Source organism: Bacillus sp. FSL L8-0193, from assembly GCF_037976065.1.
GTDB classification, from domain to species: domain Bacteria; phylum Bacillota; class Bacilli; order Bacillales; family Bacillaceae; genus Bacillus; species Bacillus paralicheniformis.
Genome location: NZ_CP150261.1, coordinates 3,994,255 through 4,013,345 on the forward strand (window position 1 = coordinate 3,994,255; position 19,091 = coordinate 4,013,345).

Consider the following 19,091-nt stretch of genomic DNA (forward strand, 5'->3'; position numbering starts at 1 on the left):
AGACACCATTATAGATCAAAGTTAAATGCTGAATGGGAGTAATCTTTGATGAATGTTTGATACCGGCCGCTGAAATCAAGCAGGTTGTATATTTTTGATTTTTCCGCAAACCGCTTTTGGTTGTCTCTGGCCGGATAATAAACGGACATGCCGCTTCCTCTCGGGTGCTCAGGAGACTTGATGTTCATGATGACAGCCTTTTTGACGGATTTTACGACCTCTTTCGCTTCTTTCTCAGCTCCGATCTGCTGGCCGATCAAGCTTGACAGATCGGCCAAATCAACCATATCCGATTCATCTGCATAATCTTCGGCAGCGAGACGTGCGTAGTGAAGCAGGCGCTTTCCATCCGGCTCTTTCAATGCCCGGTTCATGCTTAAGCTCAACCTGTCGAGGGCATCGACAGCGTCTTTGACGCGGTTTAATTGAATTAAAGACTGCTGCAGGTCTTCTGTTTCACCGTTTTCTTTTGACTGCTGTATGTAGCCTGCCGCGATTTCCCTGCCAAGCTCTTTCGGATTGATTGAAGGGTCGTCTTGAACAGACTGCAGCGCATATTTGTAATCCCAGCCGTTTTGATTCGTATAGTCGACTGAAGCCAGCATGTACTTTCCATAATCCCTCAAGGCATATGCCGTTTCAATCCCGGCCATTTTACAGTTGTCAAAACCGATTAAATCAAACTTTTGCTTCGTATGTTCATAGGCCTTTTTGATTCCCGACTGGAGCTCGCTTATTTTCATTTTTTTATTGCCGAAGTTTTCGTCTCCCCCGTAGCCGTCAACGGAGCCAAGCCCATGCCCCCAGAAGATCAATACATATTTTTTAGCCGGGTATGTTTTGACTCCCCATGTGATAAAATCTGTGACGGAGCCGGGACTGTCCATATTTGTCTTCCCGATATTTTCGAGGGGCGCCAGCTTCTGATGTTCAACTTTCCACCTCTGATTCACCTTGTGACTGATCGACGGGTTCGCCCATTTTTTTGCTCCTCCTGTCTGAAGAACGACATTGACGTTTGAAGATGAACCCGCATCCATCATTTCCTGAATGTCATCGCTTGCCATATGAAAATCGCTTTCCATGTCAGAACCAATCATATATACAAGAATAGTGTAGTCGTCTTTTTCTTTTAATAGAGCGGCTGATGCCGGCTGAAAAAAGGCGACTGAAATAACGGAAACCACAATCCATTTGATCAAGTTCATCTTCTTATGCTCCTTATTTAAGATTCCGGGAAATAAATAAGAGAGTAGTAGCCGTCCTCGTCCGGCTGTTCATGTTCTAATGAATATCCAACGGATCGGAAGCACGCTAAGCACCTCTCGTTATCCTCTTCAATTCCGGCAAACCATTTGTTGATCCGGCTCATTTCCGGCAATGCCATCGTCCTTTTGATGAGCGCTTTTCCATATCCCTCTCCGCGCAAAAACGGATCGACTACAAGGGCAATGTTCCCGGTCAAGTCCTCCTCAACTTCAACCATGACAACGCCGACAGGCTTGCCGTCCTCTAAAGCCGCCCATACCCGGTAGTTTTCATTCCCGTCTGCAAAATTGAACCACTCGTCAAGCGGCATCATCCCTTCCAGCCGCCTTTTCACTTCTGCATCCTCAAACCAAGTCTGCAGCCATTCAATATTTTCTTTTCGAAACAGACGTAGTTCTTCTATATTGCTCATTGTTTTCTCCTTTACTGCGCGTATTTTTCAGCCTGCAGGCGATACAGCTCTGCATACTGGGCCTGATTTTTCATCAATTCTTGATGGGTGCCGGCCTCCGCTACCCTTCCTTTTTCTAAAAATACGATGTGATCGGCAAAACGGGCCGTGCTTAACCGGTGCGAGACAATAATGACTGTTTTGCCTTGCGTCAGCTTTTGCAGCTTATCAAATATCTCTTCCTCAATAAACACATCCAGCGCAGAGGAGGGTTCATCGAATATCAAAATGTCGGCAGACTCATCACGCATAAATGCGCGGGATATGGCGATCCGCTGCCATTCTCCCCCCGACAAATTCCTGCCGCCGAACAGTCTGCCAAGCTCTGTTTCATAACCGTCTTCAAGCTTATGTAAAAACTGATCCACTCCGCCGAAGGCCGAAGCACTTTTTATTTTAGCCAAGTCGGTGCAAGAAGAAATGTCGCCCAAGCCGATATTGTATTTCAATGTCATTTCGTACCGTAAAAAATCCTGAAACACAGCCGCGGCATTTGACCGGTAATGTTCAATATCATACTTATAAAGTGGTAAACCATTATAAGAGATCGTGCCTTGATTAGGATCAAAATAACGCAGGAGCAATTTAACGAGTGTGCTTTTGCCTGATCCATTTTCTCCCACGAGAACGGTCGTCTTATTCAATGGAATATCGAGCTTATGAATATCAAGAACCGTTTTGGTTCCATCATAAGAAAATTCCACTTGATCACATGTAAATCCTTTTTCCTTTTGAGCAGCTGGCGCGGTTTCCCCATTTTCCATGCCATTTTTGCTGTTTAAAAAAGAATGAACATTTCCGAGGTGCCTCGTTTCTCTTGCACCGATCGCAAACGCAGCGAACATTTCATTGATTCCTTCGTTGAACTGAACCGCGGCTCCGATAAACAGCATCACATCCCCGATGGACAACCGACCATAAAAAGCCTGGTGAACGATGTAAATCAGAACGGCACCTGCGGCCAAAGATTGTAATACCGACCAGAACAGCTGATACAGCGCCAGTTTTTTTTGATCGTTGGACAGCGTATGGAGGAGCTCCATCGAGGTGTTTTTATAAAAAGACTTAAAAAAAGGAACAAGATTGTATATCTTGACCTCTCCGGCTGTTTCAGACATGAGAGGGACACCTGCATAATATTCCGCGCGCCGTCTCAGTTCCTGAACCTCTTTCCGTCCTTCAAAGGTCGCGTTGTTTAATTTCGCCTCCCAGTACAGTTTAGGAACGGCCAATATGAGAAACAGCAGCGGCACCCACGGTGCAGACATGCCGATCAGTAAACTGCTGGCTGCAATCATCACCATTCCGCCGAAGGTTTGAGACACGATGGAAACCCACATCGTGACAAAATATTCATTATAGCGGATGATTTGTGTATTGGTATGAAAAGATGCGTCTTCAAAAGCCGCGATATCAGGAATGGAAATTGCCTTTTTCATGAGCATTTCATCAAGATAAGCTTCGAGCTTGGCGGTAAGGAGCCTTTTCTGCATTTCAGCCACAGGCTGAAGGGCATCTACGATCAGCGTAAAAGCAATGTATGCAAAGGCCGCCCAAACAAGCGCATTCCAAGAAGACAGCTCAAACGGCGCCCGTGCAATCTCATCGATCACCTCTGCGCTCAGCCAGACGAGGAGCGGCCCGAGCATAGCACCCAGCAAAGTGATCATAAACAGAACCGCCGACTTAAAAGGGTCGCAGCGCCAAAACAACATTAATCCGTAAAATATGATGGAAGCGGTTTGAGGCAGCTTTTTGAAAAAAGAATAAAACTTCAGCAATATACCTCGTCCCTCCCTTGAAACGATTTGGCCTGCATGCGGAACATTCTGCTGTATTCCCCGTTCTTGTCCATAAGTTCCTGATGGCTTCCCTCTTCCGCGATTCTTCCGTTTTTCAAAACCAGTATGCGGTCAGCCATTTTTACCGTACTGAACCGGTGGGAAATCATGATCACCGTTTTCCCCTCTGTGAAGCTGTGAAACTGCCGGAAAATATCATACTCAGCCCGAATATCCAAGGCTGCGGCAGGCTCGTCCAATATGACAAGTCCGGCATCTTTCATAAACGATCTGGCTAAAGCAATCCGCTGCCATTGGCCTCCAGAAAAATCGGTACCGCCCCATTCAGGGCCGATCATCGTTTCCAGCCCTTCAGGCAAATCCTCGATCATCGGTTCCAGCTTGGCAGCCCGGGCTGAGGCGCGAATTTTTTCCTCATCACCTAAAGCTTCCGTGCGGCCTATCGCGATATTGTGCCGGAATGACAATTCGTACTTGCCAAACTCCTGAAACACGACCGCCATCCTGTTTCTCAGCTCTTGAAGATCGACCTGGCGGATGTCTTTGCCGTTCACTTTAATCTCACCCTCATCATATTCATAAAAACGGCAGAGCAGTTTGATGAGCGTTGTTTTCCCCGATCCATTCGCCCCTACAATGGCAATTCTTTCGCCCGGTGATACTGAAAAGCTGATTCGATTCAGAACATCGCCTGTACGCATGTCATCTGATTCAGGCTGCTCGTCGTGTTCCCCCAGCTCTTCATCCCCAAGCTCATCGAACATATCCAAATCTTCCTCATCTGCATCCGCATCAGCTTCATTTACCTGGGTGCACGCAGCCGCTTCTCTGAAAGGATAGCGGAAGGTTACATTTTTGAATTCGACTGCCAGCGGTCCTTCTTCTTCGAGAGATTCGCCATTGGAAGGAAGCCTGATATCCTTTTCAGCGTTCATAAAAAGAAAAAAGTCTCTTCCCATTCTCCATATATCCAACGTGTCTGCACCTTCCTTGGCGATATCCCGGAGAGCCGTTGATAATTGAAACACAGCTCCCAAGTACAGCGATATATCCCCCACAGAAAAACTGCTTGAATGGGATTGGGACAGAATCCAAAAGTACCCCAAACCCGTTCCCGCCCCAGATAAGAAACCCGTTAAAACCGACCAGCGCGAGCTTCTGACTTGAATATTCCGCAGCACAGAATATAAGCCTTTAAAAGCAGATTGATATAAATTAAGAAAGAAAGACCCCAGGCCAAACAGGCGTACTTCTTTAGCGGATCGTCTTCCGAGCAGAATGTGGCGCGCATATGCGGCTCTCCTTCTGACAGGGGCGTAATCCTTGTGATATTCCCACTCCAATTCATTATAATGATTATGGACAAAAGCGAATGGAGCGGTAGACAAAATAAGGATGAGAGCAAGGACGGGCGACAGATAGGCGATGATCAAAACGACGCCCGCCAAAGACATAATGGCAGTCACCAAGTTGGAACTGATATTAATGAATTGGGAAGGAAGCCATGTCGAACGATCCCGCAGCGTTTCCAGCCGGTCCCTGTACTTTGGATCCTCAAAAAAACGCATCCCCGGAATGCGGTCAAAAGCGTCGATTAACAAACTGTTGACTGTGATCATCGATTTCTCAGAAAGCATGGCCTTTACCCATTTTTCCAATGATTTAACGACACTGATCATGACTAAGCTTCCCGCATAAATGACAGCCCATATTTCAGCATGGATGACGGCTTCCTGCTCGACAATGCCGTCGATCATTTGCTTTGAAGCGTACAATTGGATTAAAGGGGCTCCGGCTTCGATCAGCATGAAGGAAACCATGCAAATCATCAGCCATGGGCCGGATTTCCAGACCATTTTTCCAAGCAGGCCCGCCGTTTCCAGCGGCTCTTGGATATGCTTCATCTTCCACACATGCTTCACCTTCATTTTCTTTACCTATTGTGGTCATTGATACGAGTATATTTTGGCTTTCTCCGGCGTATTGACGGTTTCGATATCAGCCATGACCCTTGGTTTTCCCGGACGGCTCCGATCGAGAAGGTGCTCCTTTCCCTTGGATGCTTCCCTGAGCCATATTTCCAAGTCAATGACAGATCTCATGTACTGATAGCCCATGCCCAGATCATTATTTGGATCTTCAGAGCGGATAGCCATAGCCAGCAAGTGTTTCCACCATATATCGCGCTTAATGATACCGAGTTCTTCAACGAAGACGCGCTCCCCCGGTTCAAAAAGCTGAAGGACGTGTCTGCGGTCATTCATAAAGCTTTTCCTTGCCATATGGGCATATGTTGTTTTCGTTGATCTGTTATATACATAGGACGGCAGGATATCGGTGAAAGATTTGCGAAGAAGCATTTTAGAGCCAGCATAATGTTCTTCAAGCCCTTTTAAAACATCAAAATGCTGTTCAGGCGGTACGGAAAATGAAAATTCGATCAGCCGCCGATCCAAAAACGGATGGTACGTAGGCAATGTCACACCCACAGCATCCATGTACCTCGCTCTCGGCCACAAAAAGTCATAATGAAACCTCTTGCCCCACACTGAGAGCTCCCGGCTTTTTCGATAGCGAAGATGATCCTCCTTATTGATCTGGTGTTCTCTCTTTCGGTGTTCTTCAGTAAAATATTCAGGCAGCTCATATTCCGTATCTGACCACAGCAGGTCGTAATAGAGCTTTTCTCCGATATAAGGCATGAAAGGGGCGGTTCCGTATTGAAATCCGAGTTTCAGCATCTCTTTCACGCTGCCGCCTGACCATTCGCGAAGCAATTTGTAGATTTCAGAAAACCGTCTCTGCCGAAGCAAGGAATCGATCACTGACACTTCTCCGCTAAAAATGAAATCCCCGCCCTCACCTGTAAGAACAGACGAAGCACCATACTCCTCAGCGATCACTGTAAAAGTCTCATTAACCAGTGAATTGGCTCTCGGATCAGGACCGTCTACAAACCAAAGCGGATCACGCCCGATTTCCGCGTTAGGAATTTTGGCTGTAGCGTCTCCAAGAATGATCAGGCCGGGGATGTCCATATCTCGCATCATATTTTTCACAAGGTCCCTGTCATGGCTTAAAATCATGTCGGGATCGGCGAATGATATGTTGACGGCCAGCAGCTGTTCCTTGCATCCGCCTGCGATTGCGGCGGCGGTTACGGCAGCTGAATCCAGTCCGCCGCTTAATTCGACAATATGCTTTTGATCTTTTAAACGATCTGCTGTCACTTCCTGAAGAAGCTCCCGGAACCGCGGAACAGCATCTCCTGCAAGATCTTTTTCGTTTAACAGCTGCGGAAGTCCCCAATAGCTATGCACGTGAACCGCATGATCCCTGCCGAGAAAAGCGTAGGAGGCCGCAGGCACTTTGCGTATTCCTTTGAAAAACGTCCGATCTTCAAAGCCGTTTTCTCCCACAGCGAAGCCTGAAGTGGGAAACATTCTGCACACATCTTGATCGATGATAAAAGGAATATCATGAACAAGCAAAAGGATGCGCATGTCATTCGCTGCAAACCATTCTCCTTTCGGACTGACCCAGTAGTAAACTGGACGGGTTGCGTATGTATCTGTCGCTAAAACAAGGCTATGCAGACTGTCATCCCACCACATCATTGTAAACTCGCCATGCGAGTGAGACAGCATGGCAGCTTGATCCTGCTTTAAAGACGCGTACAGCTTGTCATATTGTTCAATCTTTCGGGTGCCATCCGATTTTGCGTTAAGACCGCCGCTGATCCAGCCGTCTAAGATGACGGGATGCAAAAGATTTATTTGAGTTGTAGGTCTAAAAGCTTCATCGTATCGGATATGCGCTTCAGCCATGTTGGCGATCCCGCGGCTGTAGCTGTGAATCCGTTCCGCACGTCCCCATTTCTTGACGGCGGAAACCCACTCATGCCATGCAACGGTGTTGTCTCCCTGCATTCCAAACCATACTTTCATACTAGAGATAACACCCACCTTTCAGCGTAAGCGCTCATCTTATACGTCTGTAAAACTTTTAAATCCTTATTTTTATGATTCGGATCGATCGATTTGCCGTTTTCCATTTGAACCCACGCATGAGAAAACAGCTTGTCATCAATTTTCTTGACCCCGATCATGAGATCAGCATCAAACCCATTGCTGAATAATATAGATTGAATCGTTAATGCAATAGAAACGCATGAAGTAACCAAATGGTCGTCTTCATCAAGCGAATATAAATATTCGCCGTTCTGGTGCAGTTCGTCTATATCAAGCAGCCCTGCACCTCTTTGCTGTGCGCTTGCATACAGCGGAAACAGATGGATCGCAATTTTTTCATAAGCTTCTTCAAAATCATGATTTAACAGCATCATACGTACAAAAGCATGAACGGTTGTAAAATATTCGTGATTTTTGACAAGCGCTCTTTTTTTCATCAGCTTTTATCCTCTATTTCAATCAGCTTATGATGTGTCAGTTCCTGTATCGCCTCATTTAATATCGCTGACAGTTCTTCCTCTGTCTGATCGAACGCCGATTGCCACTTGATCAGAATATCTTTTTTATCCTTTCGCTCATTTTCAATTTCGATCCACAGCTCTTTTAAAGCCCCTTCCAATCCGAAATACTGCCCATTGTCCAGGTTTAGGACGATGCATTCATTTTCCAACACGGTTGTCGCTGTCTCTTGATTTCGAATAATTTTCAAAGATTAGACCTCCCCGGTATGCATGATTTCAGAAAAATAAAGGAGAAGAGAGCCGGCAAGCTCTCTTTCAGCACTTTATGCATGATGTTCTTTCCACGCCCTTGGCGAATGCCGTTATCATTTCAGCTTTGGAGCGTTTTAAAAAGAGCCTGCAATGCGACGATACCCCTGAATTTACCAACTGACCACATGAATCAGATTATCACAGGACAATATCAAAAAAACCGCAAAAAACTACCGAAAACCGACATGAATAGCCAATGGCATCAATGGGCCATTATTACGGGATTTATTCGGAGGAAAAAGAAAAAGAGAGCCTATCGACTCTCTTTTGCAGGGAAAAGCAAATATATACTTTGTCTAAACTTTCTGCTTGATCAAATTAAGCATCGTTCCTTTTTTTACTGCGCAGTACCGTGACGTTACTTTGAGCTTTTTATAGATTTTGCTCAAGTGATACTCTACGTTGCGTGTCGACATTTGTAGGTCTGCTGCGATCTCTTTATTTGTTTTACCGCTGGCCACCTTCTGCAAAATATCCAGTTCTGTGTCTGTTAAATGCTCGTCCACCGCGAGATCGGAGTCGAGCCTCAGTTTTTGCAGCAAGCCGTCGGGAAATAACACAGCCCCTTTTAAACACAATAAAATACTCGAAGCAATCATGCTGTCTGTATACGATTTATCGATAAACCCTTTAACTCCGGCCTCAATCAGCTTATTAAAATATGAGTGAATTTCATCTCCCGAAAACATAATGATAATTTTGGATTGAGGTGCGGTTTCCAGCGTTTTAAGAGACAGTTCCAACCCGTTCATCCCCGGCATTTTTAAATCATAAAGAAAAACGTCTATATGTACCTCTTGATTTTTTAAGAGGTCGAGAGCTTCATTTCCTTCGTGGCAAACGATGACATCCATATTATATTTTTTTAAGATTTCCTTCATTCCGGATGTCAGAACCCTGTAGTCGTCTACTAACAACACGCGTATCATCAGTAACACTCTCCTTAAATCAGTTTCCTCCGAACAAATACCGCAATAAAAACCCTATGAATAGAATTGAAGGATGATGTCGGGTTTTAGTGCCTTTTTGTGGTTTTTACCACTTTATTCTATGATAGCATGAATATGTAATCAACTGAAAGTAATAAGGAGGTGACACAGATGCGCAAATTGGAAACTGCCCAAGTTAAAAACTATGGTACATTCCTGACTGTTACTCTTTCTAAAAAGAGCAAGCCGGGCGACGGCAAATTCGGCCGCGGCGTAAAACGCGGTTAAGAGTGTATGAGAAAGAGAGAGCCTGTGGCTCTCTCTTTTTCCGTTCAGCAACCAAAAAAGAGTGCGGATCGTTGAAATCCGCACTCTTTTGCCAATCAATTAATGTCCGCTGTGCTCAGAATGTTTTGCACCTGGAGTACCGCCCTCAGGGTTGTCTCCGTGATAGTTGTGAGCAGCGAAGATCCAGACAGAACCGGCAATAATCGCAACCGCAATAAATGCGGCAAACAGCGTATTCCCGACTTGGATTTTGCCGCTGTCACTTTCAGTCATATGCATAAACATTAAGAGCTGAAGTCCAGCTTGGATGATCGCAAAACCGAAAATAATCCACAGCTTTGCAGCCATGCTTAAGTCCGTATAGATCACCCACAAGGCCAATAAGGTCAGCACAATGGACAACACGAACCCGACAATATGCTTCCAAGGAAAGTGGCTGTGTTCAGCCGATTGTTTTGCTGCCATTATACATTCACCAACCCTATCAAATAGACGCCGGTAAAGATGAAAATCCATACCACGTCTAAGAAGTGCCAATACAAACTTGAGATAAACAGCTTAGCAGACGTTTGCGGGGTTAGGCCGCGCTTTTTCGTCTGAAGCAAAATGCCGATAATCCAGAAGATACCGATCGATACGTGCAGTCCGTGTGTTCCCAATAGAACAAAGAAAGATGACCAGTAAGCACTTGTCGATAAAGTGGCACCTTCGTGTACATAATGATTGAACTCATAAAGCTCATAGCTGACAAACCCAGCACCGAGCAACAGGGTAATGATCATCCAGATCATCACGCCTTTCAAACTGCCGCGGCGCATCTCATGCACTGCGATGCCGCATGTGAAACTGCTCGTTAACAGCAGGAACGTCATGATTAAAACGAGCTTTGCGTCGAACAGTTCTGCCGGCAGTACGCCCCCCGCTGTTCTGTTATGAAGAACAGCATAGGTCGCAAATAACGTAGAGAATAAAGCAATCTCCGCTCCAAGAAAAATCCAAAAGCCAAGGATATTCAACCTTCCGATTTCAGAACGGTATTCCATAGGAGCGTTAGAATTGCTGTGTTCTGCATGTTCCATCAATCCCGCCTCCTTTACTTGGCATTCTTTCGTTCAGTCTCTTTTATTTCCTCAACACTTACATAGTAGCCGTCGTCATATTCAAATGAACGAAGAATCATACAGAGGAATACACCGATCAGACCGACGATTCCCATCCAGAACCATTCAAAGACAAGCCCGAATCCAGCAAATCCGAAGCATAATGACATAAGAAACGGACGGCCTGAATTGCTCGGCATATGAATCTTTTTAAACTTGCTTTCAGGATGAATCTCGACATTGTCTTCCTTCATTTGCGCAAATGCGTCAGGTGATGTAACCTCAGGCAGAACCGCAAAGTTATAGTGCGGCGGGATCGCAGAAGATGTAGCCCACTCAAGCGTACGACCCATTCCCCAAGCATCTCCTGATTCTTCGCGTTTTGAATGACGGAAGCTGTAGAAAATGTTGTAGCAGAGAACGATGAATCCTGCGGCCATCAGCAATGCGCCGAATGTCGCAATCATGTTCAATGCAGTCCAGCCGTCTTCTGCTCCGTATGTGTAAATACGGCGAGGCATTCCTTGCAATCCAAGGAAATACATCGGGAAGAAACAGATGTTAAAGCCCGTCATGAACAGCCAGAAGAACCATTTTCCGATGCGTTCGTTCAGTTTGTGACCGAACATTTTCGGATACCAGAAGATCAATCCGGCGAAACATGCAAACACAGTACCCGCGATCAGCACATAGTGGAAGTGCGATACGAGGAAGTATGTGTTGTGATATTGATAATCCGCAGCTGCCATCGCAAGCATAACGCCCGTAACACCGCCGATGACGAAGTTCGGAATAAATGCAAGCGACCACAGCATCGGCGTTGTGATTTTGATTCTGCCTCGATGCAGCGTCAACAGCCAGTTAAAGATTTTAACTCCGGTCGGCACCGATATCGCCATCGTCGTAATCGAGAAGAACGAGTTGACCGCCGCACTGTTGCCCATTGTGAAAAAGTGGTGCAGCCAAACGACGAAGCTGAGAACCGAAATGGCAACAATTGAATAAACCATTGCTTTGTAGCCGAACAGCTGCTTTCTTGCGAATGTCGCAATGATTTCTGAAAAAATACCGAAAGCAGGCAAAATAACGATGTAAACCTCAGGATGTCCCCAAATCCAGAACAAGTTCGCCCACAGCATCGGCATACCGCCGTTCGCCAAGGTGAAAAAGGCTGTTCCGAACAAGCGGTCAAATGTCATCAGCGCCAAAGCCACTGTCAAGACAGGGAAGGCGAAAATGATAATCACACAAGTAATCAACGTTGTCCAAGTGAACATCGGCATCCGCCATAGGGTCATGCCTTTTGTACGCATTTTCAGGATGGTCACCATAAAGTTAATCCCGGTAAGAAGCGTACCGATACCCGCGATCTGAAGTCCGAGCAAGTAATAGTTTTGCCCAGGCCCAGGACTCAGCTCATTGCCTGCAAGCGGCATGTAAGCCGTCCATCCTGCATTCGGCGATCCGCCGATGACGAATGAAATATTAAACAGCATCGCTCCGACCATGAAGGTCCAGAAGCTCAAGTTGTTCAAATACGGGAATGCAACATCGCGCGCACCGATTTGGAGCGGTACGACGACGTTCATTAATCCAATAAGAAACGGCATCGCCATGAAAATGATCATGATCGTACCGTGTGTCGTAAACACTTCATTATAGTGGTTTGAATCTAAAAAGCTGTTATTAGGAAGCGTGAGCTGGGCACGCATCATTAACCCGTCGACGCCGCCGCGGAAGAACATAATGACTGCGGCAATGAGGTACATGATTCCTAAACGTTTATGATCGACGGTGGTAATCCATTCTCTCCAAAGCCATTTCCATTTTTTGAAGTATGTCAGCACAAATACGATTGCAATGGATGTAAGCAAAATGGAAATCTGTGCTCCAAGAATTAATGGGTCACCTGTAATTATGAATTCGTCCCATTTCAAATTCATGCAAGCTTCCTCCTTTCCTAGTGAGAATCTTGGTCTTCAGATTGTTTTTGATCTTTGTTTGTCTTCACGTTTTCAAACGGATCTGATTTTGAGTGCGGAGACAATGGTTTATAGCCCAATCTTTCGCGCGCTTTAATGGCGTATTCCGCATCATTTCCGTGGTTAACATACTTCAGGTGTGTCGATGAGAACGTCATTTCGTCCGCATGCTGAGGAAGCATCAGTTCATCGTACTGGTTTTTCGTCAGCTTAGGAGCTTCTTTCTGCGTTTTCTTCACCCAGTCGTTAAACTTGCTTTCAGATACCGCTTTGACATTAAACTGTTGTTCTGCAAAACCTTCACCTGTGAAGTTTGCATTTCGGCCTTTATAAGTACCCTCATGGTCTGCCTGCAAATATTGCTCCATTTCCATTCCGGACATGGCATATTTTTGCCCGCCAAGCTGCGGAATCCACAGTGACGCCATAGAATCGGCAGATGAGATTTTAAACAAGATCGGTCTGTCTGTCGGGATATTCAAATAGTTGACCGTTTCGATATCCTGTTCCGGGTAGCTGAATACCCATTTCCAATCGACAGATGTCGCATATACGACCAAAGGTTCCTTGTCCTTTGATGCTTTTGGAGCCTCTTCTAGAGAATAAATTGTTTGAACTGTCGGCACTGACAGCGCAATAACAATTAAAATCGGAACCACTGTCCAGACGATTTCTAAAAATGTATTGCCTTCTACTTCCGGGCTGTAAGGAGACTTTCTGTCTTTACGCTCACGGTATTTCACAATCATCACAGTAAAAAGGACAAATACGACCGCTACGATAAACAGCATAAATCCAATCGATAATAGAATAAGATCTCTTTGCTGCGAAGCAACCGGTCCTTTAGGATCCAATACCGCGATTTGACTGCAGCCGCCCAATAAAAAAATGGAGGAAAGTAGAGTCAGCATAATCAGTGGTTTAAATGCTCTGAACAAGAGGATCACCATCCTTCCTTAAATGATGTCTAAAATTTGGTCAGAATATCTAAGATAAAAGGATTCTGAAAAACTTTTTTCTTCTACCTTGCTATGCTATCAAAATCTTCACCAATTAGCCTTATTTTTTTCGATTGTTCACCTTTTTTTCACCCAAATGTCACAAAATCGTCAAAATTTGTTCATGATATTATGAATAATGAAGGAAATAGACTGGTAATTTTTTAGTTCTTTTTACACACATAGCAAGAGCTGACAAATCCCTCCGAAACAAAAAATCTGTCAAATTTAGGTTTACCACAATAAAAAACTTTGGTCAATCATTAATTTAACATTGTTAAATTTTTTCATAGTGAATCATTATCTTCCTCCATTCCTTTTCCCTGTTGACAGCACGCTTTAAACTTCAAAACATCAAAAAAGAGCTTCCTTCTGTAACTGAAAGCTCTTTTTCATCCTATTTAATAGGCGTCACCGCATTCTAGCTTTGATAGCCGTTCGGATGTGCTTTAAACCACTTCCACGCGCTGTCAATGATCGTTTCCAGCTCGGCGTATTTCGGCTGCCATCCCAGTTCTTTCACTGCTTTTTCAGAAGAGGCGATCAGCTGTGCCGGGTCTCCAGCACGCCGCTCTGCAACCTCCGCCGGTATCGGGCAGCCTGTCACTTTCCGGGCTGTTTCAACGACTTCTTTGACCGAAAAGCCCGTGCCGTTTCCGAGATTGTATACAGTGCTTTCTCCGCCCTTTCGAAGCCTTTCGACAGCGAGAATATGCGCGTCGACCAGATCCATTACATGGATGTAGTCTCTGATGCACGTACCATCTGCAGTCGGATAGTCGTCGCCGAAAATCATAATCTTGTCGCGTTTGCCAAGCGCGACTTGAAGAATGATCGGGATCAGGTGCGTCTCAGGCTGATGATCTTCGCCGACCAATCCGTCTACATGCGCACCGGCAACATTAAAGTAGCGAAGGACGACATGACGGATTCCATATGCTTTTTCAGACCACTTCAGCATTTTTTCAATCGCAAGCTTCGTTTCCCCGTACGGGTTTGTCGGATCTGTCGGATCTGTTTCCATTATCGGCACACGATCCGGTTCTCCGTATGTTGCAGCCGTTGATGAGAAGACAATTTGCTTTACATCGAACTCTTTCATGACCTTTAACAGGCAAACGGCTCCGTAAACATTGTTGTCATAATATTTGAGAGGATCTGTTACGCTTTCTCCAACCAAAGAATCGGCCGCGAAATGCATGACAGCCTCAATCTCGTTTTCCTGAAACACTTTTCTTAGGAATGCTTCATCGCGCAGATCTCCATTATAGAAAGAAGCTCCCTTTAAAGCCGCCTCTTGATGTCCAGTTTGCAGGTTATCAATAATCACGACTTCTTCATTGCGGCTTAACAGTTCCGCTACAGCATGGCTTCCAATATAGCCCGCCCCTCCGCATACTAATATTGCCAATTCATTTCTCTCCTTTCAGCGGCGTTATTCTTCCATTTTAAATCTATAAAACGCCTGTGAATCTCTTTTTTAATCCTAAGATGATATATTCCTTTTTCATTTTACCACCTTCAGCATTTCCCGGCTCGTATTTTCATCATTTCTTCAAATAAAAACTAGGGGCAAAACAAGTGGAAAGGTTTCTGTTCCATTAAATGCCTTACAAGGAATAGTTCGGTTTTTTATCCATTACAATGGTTTCATCCTGGTGAATTAAAGCGATTTTGAGGCAAAAGCTATACTTTTTTCTCTGCATTTGAAACCAATGTTCTTTTTTTCCACTTAATACTGGTCGATAATAGTATTTTCGTATTACCCTTCTTTAACCCATACAGCAACTAAGACGAAAGGACCCTCCCTACCCACCATGTCTTTATTCTAAATCATTCCTTGAAACCATTGATTTTCCAATACTTTGCATAATAATCTGCCAAAAATCTCTTTCTTATTTTTAGAATATTCAAAGGATATTCGGCTGCAATTGAGAAATTCTTAATAGGGAAAAATGATCATTTTTAATTGAATACTATCCAGTCAGTAATTGATTGTTTATTATTATAAGTAAGAATCTAAGATTTTTTGGTTTTTTTAGTCAGTTATTTAGGGAATAGGTAGGTTTATCAAAGATGACTTTGTGAATTTTTTATGAAATTTGTCATTGTTTTCACATGGCTGTTGTTTTATAACTTTTATTGCATCTCAAGGAAAAACCGTTTTTTTCTTTGAGGTGAACAACGTCTTATCATATTGGAGGAAGCTATGAATACTCAAACGAAACACAAGTTGGACAAAGATTGGGTGATTTTGATGAAGGAGGCGAAAAAACTTGGGCTGCAAATTGAAGATGTGAAAGAATTTCTTCACAGTCAGCCCGTCCAAAGCGATGCTGAAAAACCGATAAAGCAGTAAGCGTTTAGAAGCATCAGTTATCCAAAAAAACAGGCGGTTCTGTTGAATCTTGATCTATCAAGATGATCCAACCGGCTGTTTTAACGAGTGTTTTAATTGATAATGACGTATTTGAGCAGCAGGCCTGCTGCCTGTGTATAGATTCTGTCTGCTCCATAGAAACGCGCGTTTTAAGGAGCAGCCTTACCTTTGCCCTGTACATAGGTCGTTTCATTTTTCCAGCTTCACTCTCTTAAGGGGTACCAGACCGGATTGAATAAGGCGTTTTAGAGCCATTGCTAACCAACGCTGACGCCAGCAGTCCCATTCACTTTCTTCTGCATCGGTTTCGATTGCCTTTCTCCCGAAGGGGGGCGGAGCTTTTCGTCTTGATCCTTCTGATAATATCCTCATGCTTCCTTTCCATTCTCTCTTTTCTGTTAAGTTTGCCTATATAATCGATTTTTCCGATGGTAAATATCTAAAATATCAATTTTACTGATGATTGTTGTTATCTTAAACTGAATTCATGACCGATTCCAAAGGAGGATGAAACAATATGGGGATAGCAGCAATCTGCGGAAGCTCCCGTGAAAATGGAAATACGGAAGAACTGATGAATCGATTAGTAGACGGACTTGATGCCGATAAGATATTTCTGCGAAACTATCACATTCAGCCCGTATCGGACTACAGGCACAGCAATACAGCCCCTTTTTACCCTGATGATGACTACAGAGACCTGATCAGCCGGGTGCTGGAGAAGGATATCCTAGTTTTTGCCACTCCGATCTATTGGTACGGCATGTCGGGTCTGATGAAAAATTTTATTGACCGCTGGTCACAGACATTGATAGAGCATGGAAGATCTGCATTTAAACAGCAAATGGCGAAAAAAACGGTCTACGTGGTAGCTGTCGGAGACGATGATCCCCGCTTGAAAGGGCTGCCGCTCATTCAACAGTTTCACTACATATTTGATTTTATGAACATGACATTCGACGGCTATTTGCTCGGCAAAGGAAACAAGCCCGGAGGCGTGATAACAGACCGGGAAGCGATTGCGTCTGCAAATGAACTGAGAAGGAAGCTGACAGAGGCGGAAACGAGGCGGAAGGTATGACAAATGAGAAGAAAAAGGTGAACAAACGGTTTCTTTTATGGAAAAAACATTTATTCGAGATGATCAGGTCTTTCATCTTATATAAATAAAACGCTGTGTGAAAATTGAAGAATAAATCCGGAGCGTGTTACATACCTTTGTTGTATCTTTTCAGACAAACACAAGGAGGGGCAAAGAACAAATGAGAGAAGGCAAAATAGATTACAGCAAAGCTGCGGCATCTCCGGAGTTCCAGCGGTTGTTATCACGGAAACGGGCTTTTATTGTACCGATGACGATTTTCTTTCTGCTCTTTTATTTCCTGCTGCCGGTTATGACATCATACTTCACATTTTTGAATCAGCCGGCAGTCGGAGCCATCACATGGGCATGGGTTTTTGCGATAGCTCAGTTTGTTATGACATGGACGCTGTGCATTATGTATACAAAAAAAGCCGGTCAATTCGATCAAATTGCAAGCGATTTCAAAAAGAAGATTGGAGGCGTTGATTCATGAGTGCCACAGCCTTTATTCTGTTTCTTGCCATTGTTGCTCTCACGCTTGTCATTACGTATTTCGCGGCCAAACAGACAAAAACGGCCAATGAGTTTTACACGGCGGGAGGAGGGCTTACCGGCATTCAAAACGGACTGGCTATTGCGGGAGATTACATGTCAGCGGCTTCTTTCCTCGGCATTGCCGGGATGATCGCTTTGAACGGGTTTGACGGTTTTTTCTACAGCATCGGCTTCCTCGTCGCTTATTTAGTCGTGCTTTACATTGTGGCAGAGCCGCTCCGAAACCTCGGCAAATTTACAATGGCGGACATGATTGCCTCTCGTTTTAAACAAAAGAAAATTCGCGGTGTCGCCGCATTAAACACGATCACGATCTCCACCTTTTATATGATTGCACAGTTAGTCGGCGCCGGTGCGCTGATCAAGCTTCTGCTCGGCATCGATTATACGCTGGCCGTGTGCATTGTCGGGGTTTTGATGACCATCTACGTCGTATTCGGAGGAATGATCGCAACCAGCTGGGTCCAGATCATCAAGGCCGTTCTCTTGATGGCAGGGACGCTCATTATTTCAATCATCGTTTTTTCAAAATTCGGCTTCAGCCTGACGAACATGTTTGAACAAATGAAAACAGCTACTCCGCTTGGGGCTGATTTTTTGAACCCCGGCAATAAGTATAATGTTCCTCTTGAAACACTCTCACTCAATTTGGCACTCGTCCTCGGGACAGCCGGCCTGCCTCACATTCTCATCCGGTTTTATACAGTAAAAGATGCCAAAACGGCAAGGAAATCGGTAATCTCGGCTACATGGATTATCGGTATATTTTATATTATGACGGTCTTTCTCGGTTTTGGTGCTGCCGCGTTTGTCGGTTTTGAAAACATTTTAGCTGCCGATAAAGCGGGGAACATGGCTGCACCGCTGCTTGCTCAGGCGCTCGGCGGAGATTTTCTGTTCGCCTTCGTCTCAGCCATCGCGTTCGCAACGATTTTGGCGGTGGTCACAGGCCTTGTGCTGTCGGCGGCATCCGCTTTTGCGCATGATATATACAGCCAGATTATCAGAAAAGGCGCGGCTACGGAAAAAGAGCAAATGATCGCTGCAAGATGGGCTTCCATCGGCGTATCCGTCCTTTCGATTCTGCTTGCTGTCTTCGCCCAATCGCTGAATGTCGCGTTTCTTGTCTCGCTTGCATTTGCCGTGGCGGCAAGCGCCAATCTGCCGCTCATTATCTTCACCGTCTTCTGGAAAAGATTTAATGCGGCCGGCGCTTTGGCCGGCAGTCTGACCGGTCTTTTAAGCGCGCTGATTCTCGTCTCCATCAGCCCGAGTGTCTGGGACCCGGCCGGAAACGCTATCTTTGTTGGAGAACCGCTGATCCCGCTTTCCAACCCGGGTATCATCTCCATTCCGCTCGGCTTTCTAGGCGCTTATCTCGGGACGATTCTGTCTTCAAAAACCCCTGATCAAGAAGCATTTGCAGAAATTCAGGTCAAAGCACATACAGGCATTCACATGGATCAATCTTAAACTGGATGCACACCCGAAAAAAACTTATGAGCCGGC

General features: G+C 45.0%; 17 protein-coding genes. 4 read left to right on the plus strand and 13 right to left on the minus strand.

Annotated features, from left to right (window positions below):
• Positions 1-8: 8 nt before the first annotated feature.
• From MHH76_RS20090 to galE, 13 genes are all read right to left on the minus strand, one after another.
• Entirely contained in the window at positions 9-1,208 is a 1,200-nt protein-coding gene (locus MHH76_RS20090) for a clostripain-related cysteine peptidase (RefSeq protein ID WP_043054498.1), read from the minus strand.
• 17 nt (positions 1,209-1,225) lie between these two features.
• A complete protein-coding gene (locus MHH76_RS20095; RefSeq protein ID WP_043054499.1) occupies positions 1,226-1,681 on the minus strand; it encodes a GNAT family N-acetyltransferase in 456 nt (151 codons plus the stop codon).
• 11 nt (positions 1,682-1,692) lie between these two features.
• Positions 1,693-3,501 (minus strand): ABC transporter ATP-binding protein, encoded by a 1,809-nt coding sequence (locus MHH76_RS20100; RefSeq protein ID WP_043054500.1) that lies wholly within the window; start codon positions 3,499-3,501, stop codon positions 1,693-1,695.
• Positions 3,495-5,426 carry an ABC transporter ATP-binding protein gene (locus MHH76_RS20105; RefSeq protein ID WP_020453357.1) on the minus strand — a complete coding sequence of 644 codons (1,932 nt, stop codon included), beginning with the start codon at positions 5,424-5,426 and terminating at the stop codon, positions 3,495-3,497. Before MHH76_RS20105 ends, MHH76_RS20100 begins: the two co-directional genes overlap by 7 nt.
• Before the next feature lie 42 nt (positions 5,427-5,468).
• Complete coding sequence (locus MHH76_RS20110) at positions 5,469-7,469, minus strand: asparagine synthetase B family protein (RefSeq protein ID WP_043054501.1); 2,001 nt, start codon at positions 7,467-7,469, stop codon at positions 5,469-5,471.
• Positions 7,466-7,930: a lasso peptide biosynthesis B2 protein gene (locus MHH76_RS20115; protein ID WP_023857003.1), complete on the minus strand. Its 465-nt coding sequence runs from the start codon at positions 7,928-7,930 to the stop codon at positions 7,466-7,468. Before MHH76_RS20115 ends, MHH76_RS20110 begins: the two co-directional genes overlap by 4 nt.
• Entirely contained in the window at positions 7,930-8,202 is a 273-nt protein-coding gene (locus tag MHH76_RS20120; RefSeq protein WP_026580277.1) for a hypothetical protein, read from the minus strand. Before MHH76_RS20120 ends, MHH76_RS20115 begins: the two co-directional genes overlap by 1 nt.
• Positions 8,203-8,562: 360 nt before the next feature.
• A complete protein-coding gene (locus tag MHH76_RS20125) occupies positions 8,563-9,195 on the minus strand; it encodes a response regulator transcription factor (protein ID WP_026580278.1) in 633 nt (210 codons plus the stop codon).
• A gap of 387 nt (positions 9,196-9,582) precedes the next feature.
• Positions 9,583-9,948, minus strand: coding sequence for a cytochrome aa3 quinol oxidase subunit IV (qoxD, locus tag MHH76_RS20130; RefSeq protein WP_023857000.1), 366 nt, complete (start codon positions 9,946-9,948; stop codon positions 9,583-9,585).
• A complete protein-coding gene (gene qoxC / locus MHH76_RS20135; protein ID WP_023856999.1) occupies positions 9,948-10,562 on the minus strand; it encodes a cytochrome aa3 quinol oxidase subunit III in 615 nt (204 codons plus the stop codon). Before qoxC ends, qoxD begins: the two co-directional genes overlap by 1 nt.
• Positions 10,563-10,576: 14 nt before the next feature.
• Positions 10,577-12,526, minus strand: a complete 1,950-nt coding sequence (gene qoxB, locus MHH76_RS20140) for a cytochrome aa3 quinol oxidase subunit I (RefSeq protein WP_025810604.1) — start codon at positions 12,524-12,526, stop codon at positions 10,577-10,579.
• Positions 12,527-12,543: 17 nt separating this feature from the next.
• The gene (gene qoxA, locus MHH76_RS20145) at positions 12,544-13,512 is read right to left on the minus strand and encodes a cytochrome aa3 quinol oxidase subunit II (RefSeq protein WP_095291511.1); all 969 of its coding nucleotides are present in this window, start codon (positions 13,510-13,512) and stop codon (positions 12,544-12,546) included.
• Positions 13,513-13,984: 472 nt separating this feature from the next.
• Positions 13,985-14,974, minus strand: coding sequence for a UDP-glucose 4-epimerase GalE (galE, locus tag MHH76_RS20150; protein ID WP_023856996.1), 990 nt, complete (start codon positions 14,972-14,974; stop codon positions 13,985-13,987).
• Between the two features lie 798 nt (positions 14,975-15,772).
• Between galE and MHH76_RS20155 the strand changes: the two genes are divergently transcribed.
• The 4 genes from MHH76_RS20155 to MHH76_RS20170 all read left to right on the plus strand — a co-directional run bounded on the left by MHH76_RS20155 (position 15,773) and on the right by MHH76_RS20170 (position 19,055).
• The gene (locus MHH76_RS20155; protein ID WP_023856995.1) at positions 15,773-15,922 is read left to right on the plus strand and encodes an anti-repressor SinI family protein; all 150 of its coding nucleotides are present in this window, start codon (positions 15,773-15,775) and stop codon (positions 15,920-15,922) included.
• Positions 15,923-16,460: 538 nt separating this feature from the next.
• A complete protein-coding gene (locus tag MHH76_RS20160; RefSeq protein ID WP_023856993.1) occupies positions 16,461-17,024 on the plus strand; it encodes a flavodoxin family protein in 564 nt (187 codons plus the stop codon).
• Positions 17,025-17,205: 181 nt separating this feature from the next.
• Positions 17,206-17,520: a DUF485 domain-containing protein gene (locus MHH76_RS20165; protein ID WP_023856991.1), complete on the plus strand. Its 315-nt coding sequence runs from the start codon at positions 17,206-17,208 to the stop codon at positions 17,518-17,520.
• On the plus strand, positions 17,517-19,055 hold the full coding sequence (locus tag MHH76_RS20170; protein ID WP_023856990.1) for a cation acetate symporter: 1,539 nt from the start codon (positions 17,517-17,519) through the stop codon (positions 19,053-19,055). The genes MHH76_RS20165 and MHH76_RS20170 overlap by 4 nt, the downstream gene beginning before the upstream one ends.
• The last annotated feature ends 36 nt before the right edge of the window (positions 19,056-19,091 follow it).